Annotated in this window: 14 protein-coding genes; 9 read left to right on the forward strand and 5 right to left on the reverse strand. The window is 38.0% G+C overall.

Annotated features, from left to right (window positions below):
• Positions 1-3: 3 nt before the first annotated feature.
• The 3 genes from CZ382_RS18385 to rbsB all read left to right on the forward strand — a co-directional run bounded on the left by CZ382_RS18385 (position 4) and on the right by rbsB (position 3445).
• Positions 4-1503 (forward strand): sugar ABC transporter ATP-binding protein, encoded by a 1500-nt coding sequence (locus CZ382_RS18385; protein WP_088052625.1) that lies wholly within the window; start codon positions 4-6, stop codon positions 1501-1503.
• A 1-nt stretch (position 1504) separates the two neighbouring features.
• A complete protein-coding gene (locus CZ382_RS18390; protein ID WP_088052626.1) occupies positions 1505-2443 on the forward strand; it encodes an ABC transporter permease subunit in 939 nt (312 codons plus the stop codon).
• Between the two features lie 63 nt (positions 2444-2506).
• Complete coding sequence (gene rbsB, locus CZ382_RS18395) at positions 2507-3445, forward strand: ribose ABC transporter substrate-binding protein RbsB (protein WP_088052627.1); 939 nt, start codon at positions 2507-2509, stop codon at positions 3443-3445.
• Positions 3446-3645: 200 nt separating this feature from the next.
• Here the strand turns inward: rbsB and CZ382_RS18400 are convergent, their stop codons facing one another.
• Entirely contained in the window at positions 3646-4428 is a 783-nt protein-coding gene (locus CZ382_RS18400) for a M20 family metallopeptidase (protein WP_088052628.1), read from the reverse strand.
• A gap of 68 nt (positions 4429-4496) precedes the next feature.
• On the opposite strand from CZ382_RS18400, the gene CZ382_RS18405 reads away from it, so the two are divergent.
• The 6 genes from CZ382_RS18405 to CZ382_RS24565 all read left to right on the forward strand — a co-directional run bounded on the left by CZ382_RS18405 (position 4497) and on the right by CZ382_RS24565 (position 10824).
• Positions 4497-5348: a DeoR/GlpR family DNA-binding transcription regulator gene (locus tag CZ382_RS18405; RefSeq protein WP_308777719.1), complete on the forward strand. Its 852-nt coding sequence runs from the start codon at positions 4497-4499 to the stop codon at positions 5346-5348.
• 261 nt (positions 5349-5609) lie between these two features.
• Positions 5610-6362 (forward strand): HAD family hydrolase, encoded by a 753-nt coding sequence (locus tag CZ382_RS18410; protein WP_088052629.1) that lies wholly within the window; start codon positions 5610-5612, stop codon positions 6360-6362.
• 43 nt (positions 6363-6405) lie between these two features.
• Entirely contained in the window at positions 6406-7404 is a 999-nt protein-coding gene (locus CZ382_RS18415) for an ABC transporter substrate-binding protein (RefSeq protein ID WP_088052630.1), read from the forward strand.
• 16 nt (positions 7405-7420) lie between these two features.
• Entirely contained in the window at positions 7421-9103 is a 1683-nt protein-coding gene (locus tag CZ382_RS18420; protein ID WP_088052631.1) for an ABC transporter permease, read from the forward strand.
• 24 nt (positions 9104-9127) lie between these two features.
• The gene (locus tag CZ382_RS18425) at positions 9128-10207 is read left to right on the forward strand and encodes an ABC transporter ATP-binding protein (protein ID WP_088052632.1); all 1080 of its coding nucleotides are present in this window, start codon (positions 9128-9130) and stop codon (positions 10205-10207) included.
• Between the two features lie 188 nt (positions 10208-10395).
• The gene (locus tag CZ382_RS24565) at positions 10396-10824 is read left to right on the forward strand and encodes a transposase (protein ID WP_268811333.1); all 429 of its coding nucleotides are present in this window, start codon (positions 10396-10398) and stop codon (positions 10822-10824) included.
• A 111-nt stretch (positions 10825-10935) separates the two neighbouring features.
• Here the strand turns inward: CZ382_RS24565 and argH are convergent, their stop codons facing one another.
• The 4 genes from argH to CZ382_RS18450 form a co-directional block, all read right to left on the reverse strand.
• Complete coding sequence (gene argH, locus CZ382_RS18435) at positions 10936-12342, reverse strand: argininosuccinate lyase (protein ID WP_088052633.1); 1407 nt, start codon at positions 12340-12342, stop codon at positions 10936-10938.
• 39 nt (positions 12343-12381) lie between these two features.
• Positions 12382-14067: an ABC transporter permease gene (locus tag CZ382_RS18440; protein ID WP_088052634.1), complete on the reverse strand. Its 1686-nt coding sequence runs from the start codon at positions 14065-14067 to the stop codon at positions 12382-12384.
• Positions 14068-14074: 7 nt separating this feature from the next.
• The gene (locus CZ382_RS18445; protein WP_088052635.1) at positions 14075-15172 is read right to left on the reverse strand and encodes an ABC transporter ATP-binding protein; all 1098 of its coding nucleotides are present in this window, start codon (positions 15170-15172) and stop codon (positions 14075-14077) included.
• Positions 15173-15271: 99 nt separating this feature from the next.
• Positions 15272-16357, reverse strand: a complete 1086-nt coding sequence (locus tag CZ382_RS18450) for an extracellular solute-binding protein (RefSeq protein ID WP_088053539.1) — start codon at positions 16355-16357, stop codon at positions 15272-15274.
• Between the last annotated feature and the right edge of the window lie 6 nt (positions 16358-16363).

The raw sequence follows: 16363 nt of genomic DNA on the forward strand, positions 1-16363 counted from the left end.
AAATTGGCTGTAACACCTATTATAGAAATGGACAACATTAGCAAGTCATTTTCCGGTAACCAAGTGTTAAAAGGTGTCAACTTTGATGTCAGAAAAGGTGAAATTCATGCCTTGATGGGAGAAAACGGTGCTGGAAAGTCTACTTTAGTTAAGGTATTAACCGGAATCCATTCACGGGATAATGGGATCATTAAGGTTAAGGGGGAAGAAGCTCATTTTACAAACCCCAAACATGCCGAGAAACAAGGCATTATCGTTATTCACCAGGAGTTGAATATTATTCCTCATTTGACTGTGGCTCAGAATATGTTTCTGGGAAAAGAGATAACGTATGGCAAGTCCGGCATTTTAAATACAAAAAAGATGAATGAATTAACAAAGAAAAGCTTGCATGAATTAGGAGTTAGAAATATTAAACCTGATGATTTAGCTGGGGAGTTATCAGTTGGAAAACAACAAATGGTGGAAATCGCCCGTGCATTAGCAACCGATGCAGAAGTCATTATAATGGACGAACCAACAGCTGCTTTAACGGATCGGGAAATTGAAAGTTTATTTAAAGTAATTCAATCCTTAAAGCAACAAGGCGTTAGTTTTGTCTACATCTCTCATAGAATGGAAGAAATCTTTGAAATTTGTGATAGAATCACTGTTTTGCGTGATGGACAGTATATTGGAACGGAGAATATAGCAGATACTTCATTTGAAAAAGTTGTAAAAATGATGGTAGGTCGCGAACTTGGTGATCGTTTTCCCGCAAAAAATAATCCAATTGGCGATGTTATTTTTCAAGTGGAAAACTTGTCATCAAAAGGGGTCTTTCATAATATAAGTTTTGTTGTTAAAGAGGGAGAAATACTAGGTGTCGCGGGATTAATGGGTGCCGGACGAACGGAAGTGATGGAAACAATATTTGGTTATCGTAAAAAGGAAAGCGGCACAGTAAAATTGAAAGGAAAAGTCCTAAATACAAGTCATCCAGGTAATTTGATTCATGCCGGAATAGGCTTTATTACGGAGGATCGAAAAGGTAAGGGGTTAGTTCTTCATTCAACTATTCGCGAAAACATATCACTGACAAACTTCAAAACGATTTCCAATGGCGGGGTAATCGTCAATTCTAAAGAAAAAAGGTTAGTAGATGATTTGATCGAACAGCTACATGTAAAAACAACCGGAAGAGAGCAAGTTGTCCAATCACTTAGTGGTGGTAATCAACAAAAAGTTGTTATTTCAAAATGGTTGGGGATTAATCCTAAAGTTCTTATTTTAGATGAACCAACTAGAGGAGTCGATATTGGTGCCAAAAAAGAAATTTATACAATCATGAATGAACTAACAAAAAATGGAGTTGCCATTATTATGATTTCCTCCGAATTGCCTGAGGTTTTAGGAGTAAGTGATCGTATTATGGTTATGCATGAAGGGAAAATTTCCGCCTTTCTTAACCGTAATGAAGCTACACAGGAGAAAATTATGACTGCAGCGACGGGAGGGAATTAAGATGAAGAATTATATAAAAAATAACCTTTCTATTATTGGTCCGTTAGTAGGTTTAATTATCTTTTCTATCATATTAGGTTTTATGAGTAATAATTTCTTAACGTTGAATAATATATTGAATTTATTTAGACAGGTATCGGTAAACGCTCTTATTGCCTTTGGTATGACATTTGTTATCTTAACGGCTGGAATCGACCTGTCTGTTGGGTCCACTCTAGCATTGGGAAGTGCGCTTACTGCAGGTTTATTAACGAGTGGAATGGATCCTTTATTGGCAGTACTGATTGGGCTGCTGATTGGACTTGCTTTAGGAGCAATTAATGGACTGATTATTGCCAAGGGAAAAGTAGCTCCTTTTATCGCTACCCTTGCAACCATGACGATTTATCGCGGAGCAACTTTGGTCTATACAGACGGGAAACCGATCACTGGTCTATCTGATAGTTTTACATTTGAAATGATTGGTGGAGGTTATGTATTCGGGATACCGTTTCCAGTAATTTTAATGTTTATTGCATTCATTATCTTGTATTTTGTGCTGCGAAAAACTGTTTTTGGCAGACAGGTTTATGCAATAGGTGGAAACGAGGAAGCTGCAAAATTATCCGGAATTAAGGCTGACCGCGTAAAAATTTGGGTTTACTCACTTACAGGTATGCTATCTGTATTAGCAGGTATTATCATTTCAAGCCGATTAAATTCGGCACAGCCAACAGCAGGAACAACGTATGAATTGGATGCAATTGCTGCTGTTGTTATCGGCGGAACAAGTTTAGCTGGAGGAAAAGGTAAGATTGTTGGTACCTTAATAGGTGCCCTTATTATAGGCGTTATTGATAATGGATTGAACTTATTAAATGTATCATCATTTTACCAACAAATAGTGAAAGGCGGTATTATTCTACTAGCAGTCTTGCTTGACCGTAGTTCAGATAAATAAATTTATAACAAGATGTTTTATCTATCATCTTGATAAAAATAAAAATTTGAGGAGGCAAAAGAAATGAAAAAAAGGTTTAAAATGATAGGTGTAGTTACAGTACTTTTGGTCGTTTTGGCAGCATGTTCAACAAAAGATCCGGGTACTGGTGATTCAGAAGATGCTGAAAAAGGTTCAGGCAACGGTACAATAAAAATTGGATTATCTATCTCGACACTTAACAATCCATTTTTTGTAACATTACGTGATGGTGCAGAAAAAGCAGCAAACGAAAAAGGCTTTGAACTTGTTACATCGGATGCACAAGATGATCCTTCCACACAGCTGAGTGATATAGAAGATTTATTACAGCAAGATATTGATGCTCTTTTGGTAAATCCAGTTGACTCAGAGGCCATTGTATCTGCGGTTGAATTGGCAAACAATGCAGATATCCCTGTCATTACAGTTGATAGAAGTTCTGAGGGAGGCGAAGTTGCAGCTCATATCGCTTCCGATAACGTAGAAGGCGGAGAAATGGTTGGGGAATTTATTGCGGAACAGCTAGGTGAAGAAGGTAAGGTAGTCGAATTGGAAGGTATACCGGGAGCTTCGGCAACCCGAGAACGAGGACAAGGTTTCCATGAAATTGTAGACGATATGGATGGTATAGAAATAGTAGCCAACCAGACTGCAAATTTTGATCGAACAGAAGGATTATCAGTAATGGAAAATATTATTCAAAGTGCAGATCAGATTGATGCTGTTTTTGCACACAATGATGAAATGGCACTTGGGGCGTTGGAAGCATTAGAAGCAAAAGGTGTGTCCGACGTAATTGTAGTGGGATTTGATGCTACCGATGATGCGGTGGAAGCTGTTGAGGGAGGACGAATGGATGCAACAATTGCTCAAAAACCAGAATTAATTGGTGAATCTGCCATCGAAACCGCTGAAAAAGTAGTTAAGGGGGAAAAAGTTGAAGAATTTATCCCTGTTGAGCTGGAATTGATAACTAAATAAAAGAATTAAGCAATATTCTTAAAAGGATGATGGAGAGAAACCCTGTTCGGAGTACCGCCCGCACGGCTCGGCGGGGGAGCACAATAATGGAAAGGCTCCCTCCTACTCGTCAGGGATTAGACTGTCCCAATAGCTCTATTTGCTGACAGTCTAAATTTTCCATCATACTCGTTGATATCAACACTTAGGCTCAAATACAATCATCCCCTAAACCCTACGCCAAAATCAACAAGAATATCCTTATACGTTTCCACCGAATCCAAAACAACATATTCATCATTCCCATGCCAATGATCCCCAGACGGCCCAAATTCAATGGCCGGAATCCCGAACCTCGAAAAATACCTCGTATCTGCGAAGCCATGTTGACCAAAAACATGAACGTCTTCTATCAATGCCTTTTGTTTAATAATTGGCAGTAGTTTTTGTATATATGGATTATCAATTGTGTTCATGACAGGATCTCCATACAAGTTTATAGCAATGTTACAATCGGTTATACTTTTTATCTGCTTAAGAATCTCATCCTTGTTTTGCGTTGGTAAAAACCTTATATCCATGGAAAGGACACAAGAATCAGGAACCTTATTATATACATCGCCACCATGTATTTTAGACAGATTTATAGATGGTTTCTGGAAAAAATCAGTTGATTCCTGGGCAAAAGGTAATTCTAACAGCCTCTCATACAAGTAAAGTGCACGTAAAATCGCATTTTCACCCTCCCAAGGTTTGCTGGCATGTGCAGACTTCCCCTTTAATGTAATATCCATTTGCAGGACACCTTTTGCTTGAAGGCCGATTCCTAATTGTGTCGGTTCGGAGCAAATGACAAATTCTCCTACATATCCGGATTCCGTTAAATAGGCCGCACAATTTTTACCCTCCTTAGGGGATGCCTGGTACCCGTATAATTCAGATAATTTTAGTTTGATTATAACAGCTATTTTTCTTCCATTCTTACATATAGTGGAAATAAACAATTCCTAAATCTGCTTTCTCTTTTGTGAAAACTTTCCACAAAAATTCCCATTAGGGATGAAAAATATGAATGAATGGTATACAATATGTAATAAAGTTGCATTTGATTGTATTTACTTGCTATCGTATACAACATAATTATTTTACCGAAGAGGTGTCGATGTTGTTTGCAAAAGAAAGACATAAAGAAATAGTAAAGATAGTTAGAAAAGATAAATCCGTCAAGGTATCTCAATTAATGAAATATTTTAATGTATCATTCGAGACGATACGACGGGATTTGGAATTCCTGGAAAAAGAAGGACTTCTAACGCGTGTTCATGGGGGCGCTGTGCTTGAGGAAGTGAACAACAGAGAGTTATCGTTTACTGTACGCGAATCTAAGTATTTAAAGGAAAAACAGGAAATTGCCAAAAAAGCGACGGATTTTGTGGTTGAAGGACAATCGATCGCAATGGATGTAAGTACAACCAACACAGAATTTGCCAAAAAATTGAAGGAAAAGTTTACACGTTTAACGGTTCTTACCAATTCAATGACGATAGCAAATGAACTCTCCGAAATGCCTGACTACACGATAATTTTCGCTGGAGGCATTTTGCGAAATCAAGAGCTTTGTACTGTTGGTGATTTTACAGAAGACTTTATTACTCAATTTCACATTGATACCTTTTTTATGAGTATTAGTGGGCTCTCCCTCACAAAAGGTTTAACTGATTACGGAGCAGGGGAGTTACAGGTGAAAAAGAAGATGATGGATATTGCCCAGCATAGAATTGTGTTGGCCGACAGTAGTAAATTTGATGTCGTCTCCCTGTTAAAGGTATGTGAGTTTAACCAAATTAACCGCATTATTACGGACTCCAAAATAAATGAAAATGTACTCGAGAAATACCGAAATACAGGGATTGAAGTATTATAAAATTTCAAACATAGCCCATTTACGACAGTATAACTAAATAAATTCAAGTATTTTTCAGCTTAGGCGCTCCACCTAAGCTTTTTTAATGGTTTATCAAGTGAAACACGGAAATATACATTTTGACATAAATGAGATTTACTTTATAATATTCAAGTATAAACACATAAACACAACTAAATACAACAACATAAACAAATAAATGCCTGTATTTACAATTTCGAATGGAGCTGTTGTGTTTGAGAAAGGGGGTTAATCATTATCATGAGTGTTGTCATTATAAATGGAAATAGGTATGAAATAGACGGCATTTTATTTGATAAAGATGGAACGATTATCGATTTCACGTTATGGATACGGTGGGCAGAGACCTTCATCGATCTGATTGACGACCAAGCTACCGTTTCATATAACAAAAGTTTACTAGCACATTTTTTGGGATTTTCCTACGAGAACCACACATGGGATCCAAAAGGTCCTCTAGCTATTGGTTCTTTGCAAGACTTGCTAACCATTCTAACCTTGGGACTTTATCAACAAGGTGTTCCTTGGAATCAAGCGTATCAAGTGGTAAATGACGCCCATCAGGTGTTAGAGGAAACATTTGCAATTCATGAGCATGTCAAACCTGTTAATGGACTAGTCCGGTTTTTGGAACAGGCAGAAAAACTTGCAATCAAAATGGGGGTAGTCACATCGGATAATTATGGAAAGGCTGTACAACATTTGAATGCATTAGGGATTACAAACTTTTTTTCAGCCATCGTTGGGCATGATCTTGTCTACCGAGGGAAGCCGTATCCTGAAATGGTCTATTACGCTTGTAAGCAGCTAGACATTGCTCCTGAAAAAACGTTAATCATCGGTGATTCCAATGGTGACATGATACTTGGCAAAAAGAGTGGAGTTTTGGCTAGTATTGGGATTGTTTCGGCACCTAACATGCAAAAGGTACATTTGTTGGATGCTGATTCTATTATAAACGATTATCAAGCTATTACGTTGAAAGAAAAATAAAAAGTGAGGCTATTCTTAAATTAAAAGGAGAGGTTTATCAAATATGAAGAAATATCTGTTACCATTTTTGTTTCTCGCATTGGGTTTGATTATTTCTGCATGCGGCGGTTCGGGGAATGCAAAGGATTCGAAAGGTGAAATTGATGTTTACACCCATAATGACTCAGAGGAAATGCAAGACCTTGTAAAGGGGTTAAAAGATGAAACAGGTATTGATGTCAATGTATTGCGATTATCCAGTGGAGAAGGATGGAGCCGAATGAAATCGGAAGCTCCTGATTTTGGAGCGGATATGCAATGGGGGATGTTACATAGCATTGCATTAAAAGCGGAGAAAGAAGATTTTTTGGAACCATATGACTCACCTACTTGGGAAGATGTTCCGGATGAGTTTAAAGATGAAGATGGCAAATGGTATGGATGGTCTTATTGGTTTAATTTGTTGGCAATCAACACAGATATTCTGGAAGAGAAAGGTTTGGACAAGCCAGAATCATGGGAGGACTTGCTGGATCCTCAGTATAAAGGAGAAATTGTATTACCGGATCCCGGCACCTCGGGAACAGCCTATTTGTTTGTGTCAACTATTATGCAAATTATGGGTGAAGATGAGGGTTGGGACTATTTAGAAAAATTGGATGAGAACGTGGGACAATATGTCAAATCAGGCGACGCACCGGCGCAAATGGTTGCCCAGGGAGAGTACGCAATCGGTATAACATGGGATCAGGCTGTTTATAACCGGATTGATGAAGGCTACCCATTGGAAGCTGTTATACCCGAAGAGGGAGTAGGCTATGACCTTGATGTCGTTTGGATGTACAAAGACACAGAAAACCGGGAACTGGTAGAAGAAGTGATTGATTATATCGGTTCCGAAGAAGGCATGAAAAAATCCGCAGAGCATCGTTCGATGGTAACAAAGCCGGGTATAAAAGGGACAGCTGAAAACATAGAAGATTACCTGATTGATTATGATGCGGTCTGGGCTGAAGAAAATCGTGATCGAATCATGAAGGAATGGCGAGATGAATTTTCATAAAAAGGAGGAGTTATGAGTGGAGGCTACACAGCCGGTAAAAAATCAGCTTAAACCGTCCTCCACGATATGGGGACGGTTCTGGGCTGAACCGTGGTTTGCAATTGTCACGATTGTACTTGTTGTTGCAATCATATTATTTATTGTTGCTCCAGTATTAGCTGTTTTGTTAAAAAGTTTTGGAATTGGAACGGGTCAACTAACATTTGATTATTATAAAGATTTTTTTCAGGCGTCCTATTATTGGGATGCTTTGCTGAATAGCGTATTATCCGCGATGATCTCAACTATTATCGTGTTGTTTTTAAGTATTAATATCGCGCTTTACGTAACACGCTCGAAAAGTTTTTTGTCCAAGTCTTTTCAGGGGATTTCATTACTGCCATTGGTTGCACCACCATTTATATTTTCACTATCATTGATTATTTTATTTGGTAGAAGCGGTATTGTGACTGATTATATTAGTCACTTATTTGGTGGGGAATTTAGCATTTATGGTTTTTGGGGAGTAGTATTAGCGCAAATAATTGGATATTTCCCAATTGGGTATATGCTTATTGAAAGTACCATGCGAAACATGAATGCCGATTTGGAATATGCCTCACAGGACCTTGGAGCGAACCAATGGAAGACAATCGGTAGTATCACGTTACCTTTAGCGAAGTCCGGGATCATTAAAGCAGGTTTGCTTGTTTTTGTGATGGCATTGGCGGATTTTTCCAACCCTCTTATTATTGGCGGGGGAACTCGATTTTTAGCTTCGGAAGCTTACTTGCTTGTTGTAGGACAGCATAACTTGGAGTTGGCTGCCGTGCTTGGAGTGTTCCTGATCATACCAAGTCTATTGATTTTTATTTTCCAAACTTATTTTCTAAAAGATAGTAGTGTTGGGACGATTAGTGGTGAATCTGGCTCGTATAGTGTACCACTTTCCAAGTCGGTTAAATTCTCTGTTGGAACTATTAGTACAATATTTACAGCCTTTATATTACTAATGTTCATCATGGTCGTACTGGGAGCGTTCGTGAAAATTATCGGAATAAACAATACATTTACGCTGGAACATTTTAATAATGAAACAGGCTGGGATTCTCTTTATACAAGTTTATTCGTTTCATTCGTCAGTGCAATACTGGCAGCAGGAATAGGGATTTTGCAAGGTTTCTTATTTGCGAGAAAACCGATACCGGGCAAGAAACTATTGGAATTTTTAACCTTGTTCGGTTTGGCAGTTCCGGGAACGGTCATGGGTATTGGTTATGTATTAATTTTCAATGGGCCACCTTTCTTCTTGACAGGAACGGTCATGATCCTTGTGTTGAACATGACTTTCAGGAAAATCGGTGTAGGACTGGAAGCAGCAATCAGTAAAATGCATCAGATTGACATCTCGATGGAAGAAGCTTCGAATGATCTTGGGGCTGGACCATATAAAACATTCTGGAAGGTTATCGTGCCATTGATGGTTCCGCCATTTGCTGCAGGTTTTATATATGCCCTTATGACTGCAATGGTTTCTATAAGTTCCGTTGTCTTTTTAATATCACCAAATACCAATCTTGTGGCTATTTATATTCTGAATTTAGCTGAACAGGCTAAAATTGGTTTGGCATCTGCCATGTCGTTCATCATGATAGTGATTGTACTGGCTTGTCTTGGTTTATTGAAATTTGTTGAAAAAAAGACAGGAGTTCGTATCTGATTCGTAATATGGGAGGGTTTCTACATGTCAGAAAACAACTTTCTTGAATTAAAAAATGTATGCAAATACTTTGGGGATGTAAAAGCCGTAGATAATATTTCTATCTCGATTAAGCGAGGTGAACTTATTTCATTTATTGGTCCTAGTGGTTGTGGGAAAACAACACTTTTAAGAACGATAGGCGGATTCAATAAACAAGATGCGGGTGAAATTATTTTGGATAATGAAAAGATTGATACATTGCCACCCGAAAAACGGTCAACGGGTATGGTATTTCAAAATTATGCTCTTTTTCCTCATATGACGGTTTATGATAATGTAGCTTATGGATTGAAGCAATTGAAAGTTTCCAAGAAAGAACAGCATAATCGAATTATGACGGCGCTATCCCAGGTGGAACTGGATGATTATGGGGATCGAAAACCAAAAGAATTAAGTGGAGGCCAGCAACAGCGAGTAGCAATTGCACGCTGTCTTGTTCTACAGCCTAAAGTATTATTGCTGGATGAACCATTATCCAATCTCGATGCTAATTTACGGATTGCACTTCGTAAGGAAATACGTAAAATAAAAGACAAATTGGATTTAACTGTCATTTTTGTCACACACGATCAGGAGGAAGCTTTAAGCATTTCAGACCGTATTGCGGTTCTAAATGGAGGAATTATTCATCAGCTTGACAAATCCGATAAAATTTACAACTATCCAAGCAACAAATTTGTTTCTACTTTTGTAGGACAAGCAAACTTTTTTACCGGGTATTTACAAGAGAGTGAAAAAGGTCATTATTTTGATACGGGAACCATACACTTTCCGGTTGAAAAATTGAAAAGAGAACACGGTGAAGATTTGAAAATCGGAGAAAAAACTACGGTGCTTGTTCGACCAGAGCGGATAAAAATCAATGCATCCAGTTCGTTAAAAGGAACGATAACCAATATTATTTATAATGGAAATTTCACGCGATATTTTGTTGACGTTGAAAATTACGAATTGAAAGTTGATGTGTTTAATACACATGACAGCAAAAAATACAAAACAGATGATAAGATTGGTATCGAGCTTCCGACGTCACCGCATATTATTAGGGAATCCATGAAATAAGGGAATGCCTATGATCGTTCAAGTAAATATACGCTGGTACTACCGGAGGATAATTAATTAACTCCAGATTAAGCCCCATGCTATGCGTGGGAGAAGAGAAACGGAAGTACCTTTACGTATGATAAAAAAGTCCTCCTCTGTCTGACAAAGGTTTCGCAGCCATTGCCAGACAGAGGAGGACATCCATTATGGATAGATCAAGTTTATCACATACAAAGTGGAATTGCATGTACCATATTGTATTTATTCCTAAATATAGACGGAGAACAATGTATGGAAAACTCAGAGAAGATGTTCGGGAAATAATTTGGACTTCACACCAAAATAAAAAGAACAGGGATCAGTATGGCGTCATGCATCGCTCGCAACTAAACCCGTTCCTTTATCCGGGTTTTCATAGATTTTCTGGAAACTATTTGATTAACATTTGCCTAATTTCATTCCTTTTAGCGAAGAGCCAATTTCCTTATACGTTCCCACCGAATCCAAAACAACATATTCATCATTCCCATGCCAATGATCCTCAGATGGCCCAAATTCAATGGCCGGAATACCGAACCTCGAAAAATACCTCGTATCGGCGAATCCATGTTTTCCAAAAACATGAACTTTTTTAAATGAATCCCCCTTTTCTTTAAAATAAAGTGTTTTTTAGCTCGAAAAATTTTACTGCTTAAAATATGTTTAATCTTTAATCTAGTAATTTGTCAAATTCTCTTTCCAGTCATTCATAAGGTACCCTTCCTCTTCTTAATCATTCCTTTAACTGTTTCAGGGTTTGTACCCCCAGTAATATTTCTTCTTTCCACAAAACAGATTGGATCAGTAATTTCCTGCCAGTCTTTAGCTGTTAATGCAACATCTCCTAACCAATCATTTATTTCGTGAAGACTTATTTGATACAGCTGTTTATTTTCTTTATCCGCTTTTTTAGCAACAACACTTGCTTTTTGATGTGCCTTTCGAAATGAAATTTGATAGTCACGTGCTAATACATCAGCGAGTTCGGTAATGGTTATCATATTTTCCCTAGCTTGCTGGTAGGCGCGTTCTTTATCAAAATCCATTGTTAAAATAACTGCACGCATTAGCTTTAACACGCGGTTCCCTTTGTTAAAACCAGTATATAAATGTGGCTGTAAATCATCTTCCGTATCATTAATATCCCCGTAAGGAGTATTGTGGATCATATGAACCACTGCCATTCCTTCAGCCGCTGCACTACTAGCGATTGAGCGAGAATGCTCAATTGATACCGGGTTCCTTTTTTGGGGCATAATACTACTTATTTGTACATAGGCATCAGACACTTTAATTAATCCTACTTCTTTTGAAGCCATCCGTAAAAACTCTTGAATCCAGCGACCCATATTTGTCATTAGGCTAATTAGTGCTTGTGCAGATTCTATTAAGTAATCCCCGGCACCAATAGCATCATAGGAGTTTTCTATTAAACCATTAAATTCAAGCAATTCTACCATTCGTTCTCTATTGATGGGGAATCCAGTTGTTGTTATTGCTGCAGCCCCCATAGGAGATTGATTGACAGTTTGGTATGCCTGTTTTACTCGGTTAACATCACGTTGGAGATTATCGTAAACAGCGACTAAATAATGACCAAATGTTGTCGGTTGGGCAGGCTGTGTATGTGTATGGGCAGGCATGACGGAATACACATGGTTTTCTGCCTGATCAAGTATCGCCTCACTTAATTTTTCGGCATTTTTGATTGTATCTTGTAAATAATTCCGTAACACAATTCGATACATTGCTTCTCCCATATCATTTCTGCTTTTTGCAATGTGCATTTTTCCGGCCAATTCATCTCCAATTCTATTCCCAATTTGAGATTCTATCAGGAAGAATAGATCTTCATATTCTGCTGAATATGTGATACTTTGACGGTCAAGATTTTCTACTTCGTCTATACCTGCTAATATTCTACGTGTTTCTTCTTCTGTTAAAATACCTTGTTCTCCAAGCATGGTGGTGTGTGCTGTATGGATCTTAAACATCGCATCAAATAGATATTCCTTTTGATCATAAAATACAGGCATTAACAATTCATCAATATACGTTTTACCTGGAAATGTGTTACCGTCTACTTCTTCAAATTGTTCCTTTAACGTACGCATTCAAAAAGCACCTCGATATTAAAAATTGTATTGCTTTTTCTATAACGTATTTTCCGATTTGACTCCGAAGAATCTATAAGCGATATACATGACAATTGCTATTAGACCGACTTGAATCATTCCATATGCGGCAGCTTGACCCATATTAAACATACGAAGCTGGTTCATAATTTCAATAGATATCGGCCGATTGCTCAATGTGTATAATAATACGGATGTTGGAAACTCTCCGATTGCCTGAACAAAAGCAAGCAAAGTACCGCTTAAAACGCCAGGCATGATGATTGGGATAACTACCCGTCTGAATGTATAAAACCATTTTGCTCCCAAATTTTGAGCTGCTTCTTCCAACGAATCATCCATTTGTTCTAATACAGCATTTGTAGACCGTACAACTAATGGAATGAAGCGAACAAAGTAAGCTAACGGCAAAATCCAAAATGTACCAACAAGAATGTGTCCAAATGAGAACGGTGTAGGTTTATTAAACGCTAAGATAAGATTCATACCAACGACTGTAGCTGGTAAGGCCCACGGGATCATTACCAGGATATCCAGTAAATTTTTTCCTATAAAGCTACGTTTGACAAGTGCATAGGATGTGATAATGCCAAATATAAACACACCTGCACAGGCGAGACATGTCATAATTAAACTATTTCTTACAGGCTCCCAAATGGTAGTGTTGTCAAATAACAAGCTGTAATTCTCAAAACTGAATGCTTGTGGATATGTCTGCCAAGTCCAAGCTCCTTCTGGTACAAGTGACAGCATAAGTAGTGTGACATGCGGCAGTAACAAAATGATTACGGCTATAATCCCAATCGTCACCATGATCCATTTTAAAATAGGATTGCGCACCTCACTTCGGTGGACACCGATCCCTTTGCTTGCCATCCGATAGTCCTTTCTGTTTTGATACCAGCGCATAAACAGTAAGAAGGAAATGGAAACAGCTGACAAAATAATGGATTGTGTAGCAGCCATTTCTAAATCACCATTGATTTTAGAAAAGTATATTTGCAAACTTAATACTCTAAATCCACCAGCTAATAAAAAAGGTGCACTAAAGGAAGCCATGGATACCATAAATACCAATAAAGACGCTGCAACTAATCCAGGAGTTAGCAGGGGAAATGTTACTTTCCAAAACACTTTAAATTTGTTAGATCCAAGATTGTATGCTGCTTCCTCTAATGAAGGATCTATATTATTTAATGCAGATGCTGTTGTCATATAAAAATAAGGGTACATCGTGTAAGCATGTACTACTAATATCCCTGAAATCCCCCCGATACTAAACGGCACTTTTGATAGGTTAAATAAATCTTTAATAGCATTAGGCACCAAACCAGCTTCTCCGTATAAAAACATAAATGCCATAACACCGACTAGAGAAGGCAGGACAATTGGCATAATAGCTATATTAGAAAAAAATTGACGTCCAGGAAAATCGTAACGGTTAAAGACATATGCTAATGGGATACCAATTAAAGCACTAAAGAAAACGGACAAAAGGGAAATATATACCGAGTTCCATAATGCCTCGAAATTCGCTGCTGCTTTTGCCCCAAAGAAATCCTGATAGTTTGCTAATGAAAACAAACCATTTTTCTTGAAGCTTTCAATCAACGTTGCGATTGAAGGGTAGAGTACGTATCCAGCTAACACCAACACAACCGGAATCAAGAGGATTATCGTTTTTCGCTTATTTGCGTTTAACATCCACTGATCACCCCTTTTCACCTGGAATTACTCTTATTTGGTCTTCGGGAAATTGTATATTTACTTCGGTCCCTTCATTCAGATATGTACTAGGGCCTTTATTTAAATTGGTAGTCTTGATAGTAATTTGATCATTCATTTTTACATAGGTATGAACCGCTTCTCCAGTAAATTGGACAAGTGATACGCTACCAGTAAATACGTTATTGCCATCTAGCTTATTTGTATCGATTTTAACAGCTTCTGGACGAACCGACATATAGAGTTTATCTTCATTCGTATAGCTGGCTATGTTTAATTCGGTATTGTGCACGAAAATGGATTGATCCATATCTGGTGTGTAAAATACGGATTTTGTGTCTTTATGTTCTTTAAAACTTACTGGTAAAAGATTCGTTTCACCTATAAATTTAGCAACAAAGTCATTTACCGGTTTATTGTAAATTTCCGTTGGTGTACCGACTTGATGACATTTCCCAATATTAAATACAGCTATTCGATCACTCATCGTTAACGCTTCTACTTGATCATGTGTTACATAGATTGTTGTGATACCATATTCCCGTTGTAATCTTAAAATCTCTGTTCGCATTTCTTCTCGTAATTTAGCATCTAAATTACTTAGCGGTTCGTCTAATAATAGAATATCCGGCTCAATTACAAGGGCACGTGCCAAAGCTACACGTTGCTGCTGACCACCACTTAATTGACTAACTTGACGACCAATATACTGGTCTAAACGCACTTTTTTTAGGACATCTCCAACTTTTTTCTTTATTTCGGTCTTGCTAATCTTTCTTACCTTTAATCCAAAGGCAACATTCTCAAATACAGTCATGTGAGGAAATAAGGCATAGTTTTGGAAAACCATCCCGGTATTTCTTTTTTCCGGTGCAACTCTAGTCATATCTTTATCATTGAATTTCACTTTACCCTCAGTTGGATAGTAGAAACCAGCAATCATTCTCAGAGTGGTGGTTTTTCCACATCCGCTTGGGCCGAGGAAAGTAAAAAATTCACCCTCTTTGATAAGTAAATCTAAACCTTTAACTGCTGTCACATCACCAAATCTTTTTGTAATTTCGGATAAATTAACAGTTGACATGAAACAACAACCCCGCTTTCTTTGAAAAAGAAGCTTATCACCCTATGCAGGGTGATATAGCATTCTTCTAATTACTCTGTAAAAACATTGTATAGTACCCTAACTTTCATCACTTTTATCTTTGTCTGTACTCTTGATGTGATTATCCCAGTAGTCCATCCATTCATCTGATTTTTCTTCAACCAATTCCCAATCCATATCCATTGGTTTTATATCCGTTTCCTCAATCCAAGCAGGGAGATTCTCAATATCGTCACGAGTTGGGATCCGATAGTATTCTTCTGCTAATAATTTAGCAGCCTCTGGCGTATTAACGAACTCATAAAATGCTTCTGCTGCTTTTGGATGTGGTGCGTCCTTTATAATTGCGATACCTTCAGTAAGTACGGGAGTGCCGCTTTCTGGAATTTTATAACCAAATGGGTAGCCCTTTTCTTCTGCTAGTTGTACAGTATCCGGCATATTCCAAACTGATAAGGTACCAACCCCTTTTGCGACTTGGTTGTACATAATTTCCGGGTTAGCGGAATATTCTTTTGTATTGCTATCAAGCTTTTTCAACCACTCGTAGCCTTCCTTGGGATCCTCTGAATCTTTATACGTATCGTAAATTATTCCGGAAAAAATGGTGCGCATCCCACCAGAAGCCAGTGGGTATCTAATAATAATGTCATCTTTCCATTTTGGGTCTAGCAGGTCATCCCAATCGCTAGGAGCCTCTTCTTCAGAGATTTCCTTCGTGTTGTATAAAATTACCTGTGGTGTTATCGATGTTCCCGACCACATCCAATCAGGATCGTGGTACAGATCATCTAAAGAATCGGCGTAGGATGGTTTATATTCCTGTAATAGACCTTCGTCTTTTGCCTGGTTAAAGTTAACTTGGGGAGCCCCCCACCAGACATCTGCTTGTGTATTGTTTTCTTCAGAACGAACCCGGTCTAATATTTCTTGCGACCCCATGTCAAGAAATTCCATTTTGATGCCATACTCCTCTTCAAATTGCTTTTGGAAGTCACTCAAAATATCTGTCCCATGTGGAGAATAAACGACTACCTTTTCTTCTAAATCATTCTTCTCGCCACCTGATGAAGAAGCTTCTTCGTCACCGGAACCACCGGCCATACAACCAGATAGAGTGATACCAGTTACAAACAATAATAAAATTAACCAATTGCTTTTCATGTTTTT

It is taken from the genome of Virgibacillus dakarensis (genome assembly GCF_900155625.1).
Taxonomy (GTDB): Bacteria; Bacillota; Bacilli; order Bacillales; family Amphibacillaceae; genus Lentibacillus_C; species Lentibacillus_C populi.

What these genes read in the sequence shown, in the direction of transcription:
- CZ382_RS18450 (WP_088053539.1), bottom strand. Translation starts at nt 16,357, where the DNA reads ATGAAAAGCAATTGGTTAATTTTATTATTGTTTGTAACTGGTATCACT.
- argH (WP_088052633.1), bottom strand. Translation starts at nt 12,342, where the DNA reads ATGCGTACGTTAAAGGAACAATTTGAAGAAGTAGACGGTAACACATTT.
- CZ382_RS18410 (WP_088052629.1), top strand. Translation starts at nt 5,610, where the DNA reads ATGAGTGTTGTCATTATAAATGGAAATAGGTATGAAATAGACGGCATT.
- CZ382_RS18445 (WP_088052635.1), bottom strand. Translation starts at nt 15,172, where the DNA reads ATGTCAACTGTTAATTTATCCGAAATTACAAAAAGATTTGGTGATGTG.
- CZ382_RS18425 (WP_088052632.1), top strand. Translation starts at nt 9,128, where the DNA reads ATGTCAGAAAACAACTTTCTTGAATTAAAAAATGTATGCAAATACTTT.
- CZ382_RS18440 (WP_088052634.1), bottom strand. Translation starts at nt 14,067, where the DNA reads ATGTTAAACGCAAATAAGCGAAAAACGATAATCCTCTTGATTCCGGTT.
- CZ382_RS18405 (WP_308777719.1), top strand. Translation starts at nt 4,497, where the DNA reads ATGAATGGTATACAATATGTAATAAAGTTGCATTTGATTGTATTTACT.
- CZ382_RS24565 (WP_268811333.1), top strand. Translation starts at nt 10,396, where the DNA reads ATGGATAGATCAAGTTTATCACATACAAAGTGGAATTGCATGTACCAT.
- rbsB (WP_088052627.1), top strand. Translation starts at nt 2,507, where the DNA reads ATGAAAAAAAGGTTTAAAATGATAGGTGTAGTTACAGTACTTTTGGTC.
- CZ382_RS18390 (WP_088052626.1), top strand. Translation starts at nt 1,505, where the DNA reads ATGAAGAATTATATAAAAAATAACCTTTCTATTATTGGTCCGTTAGTA.
- CZ382_RS18415 (WP_088052630.1), top strand. Translation starts at nt 6,406, where the DNA reads ATGAAGAAATATCTGTTACCATTTTTGTTTCTCGCATTGGGTTTGATT.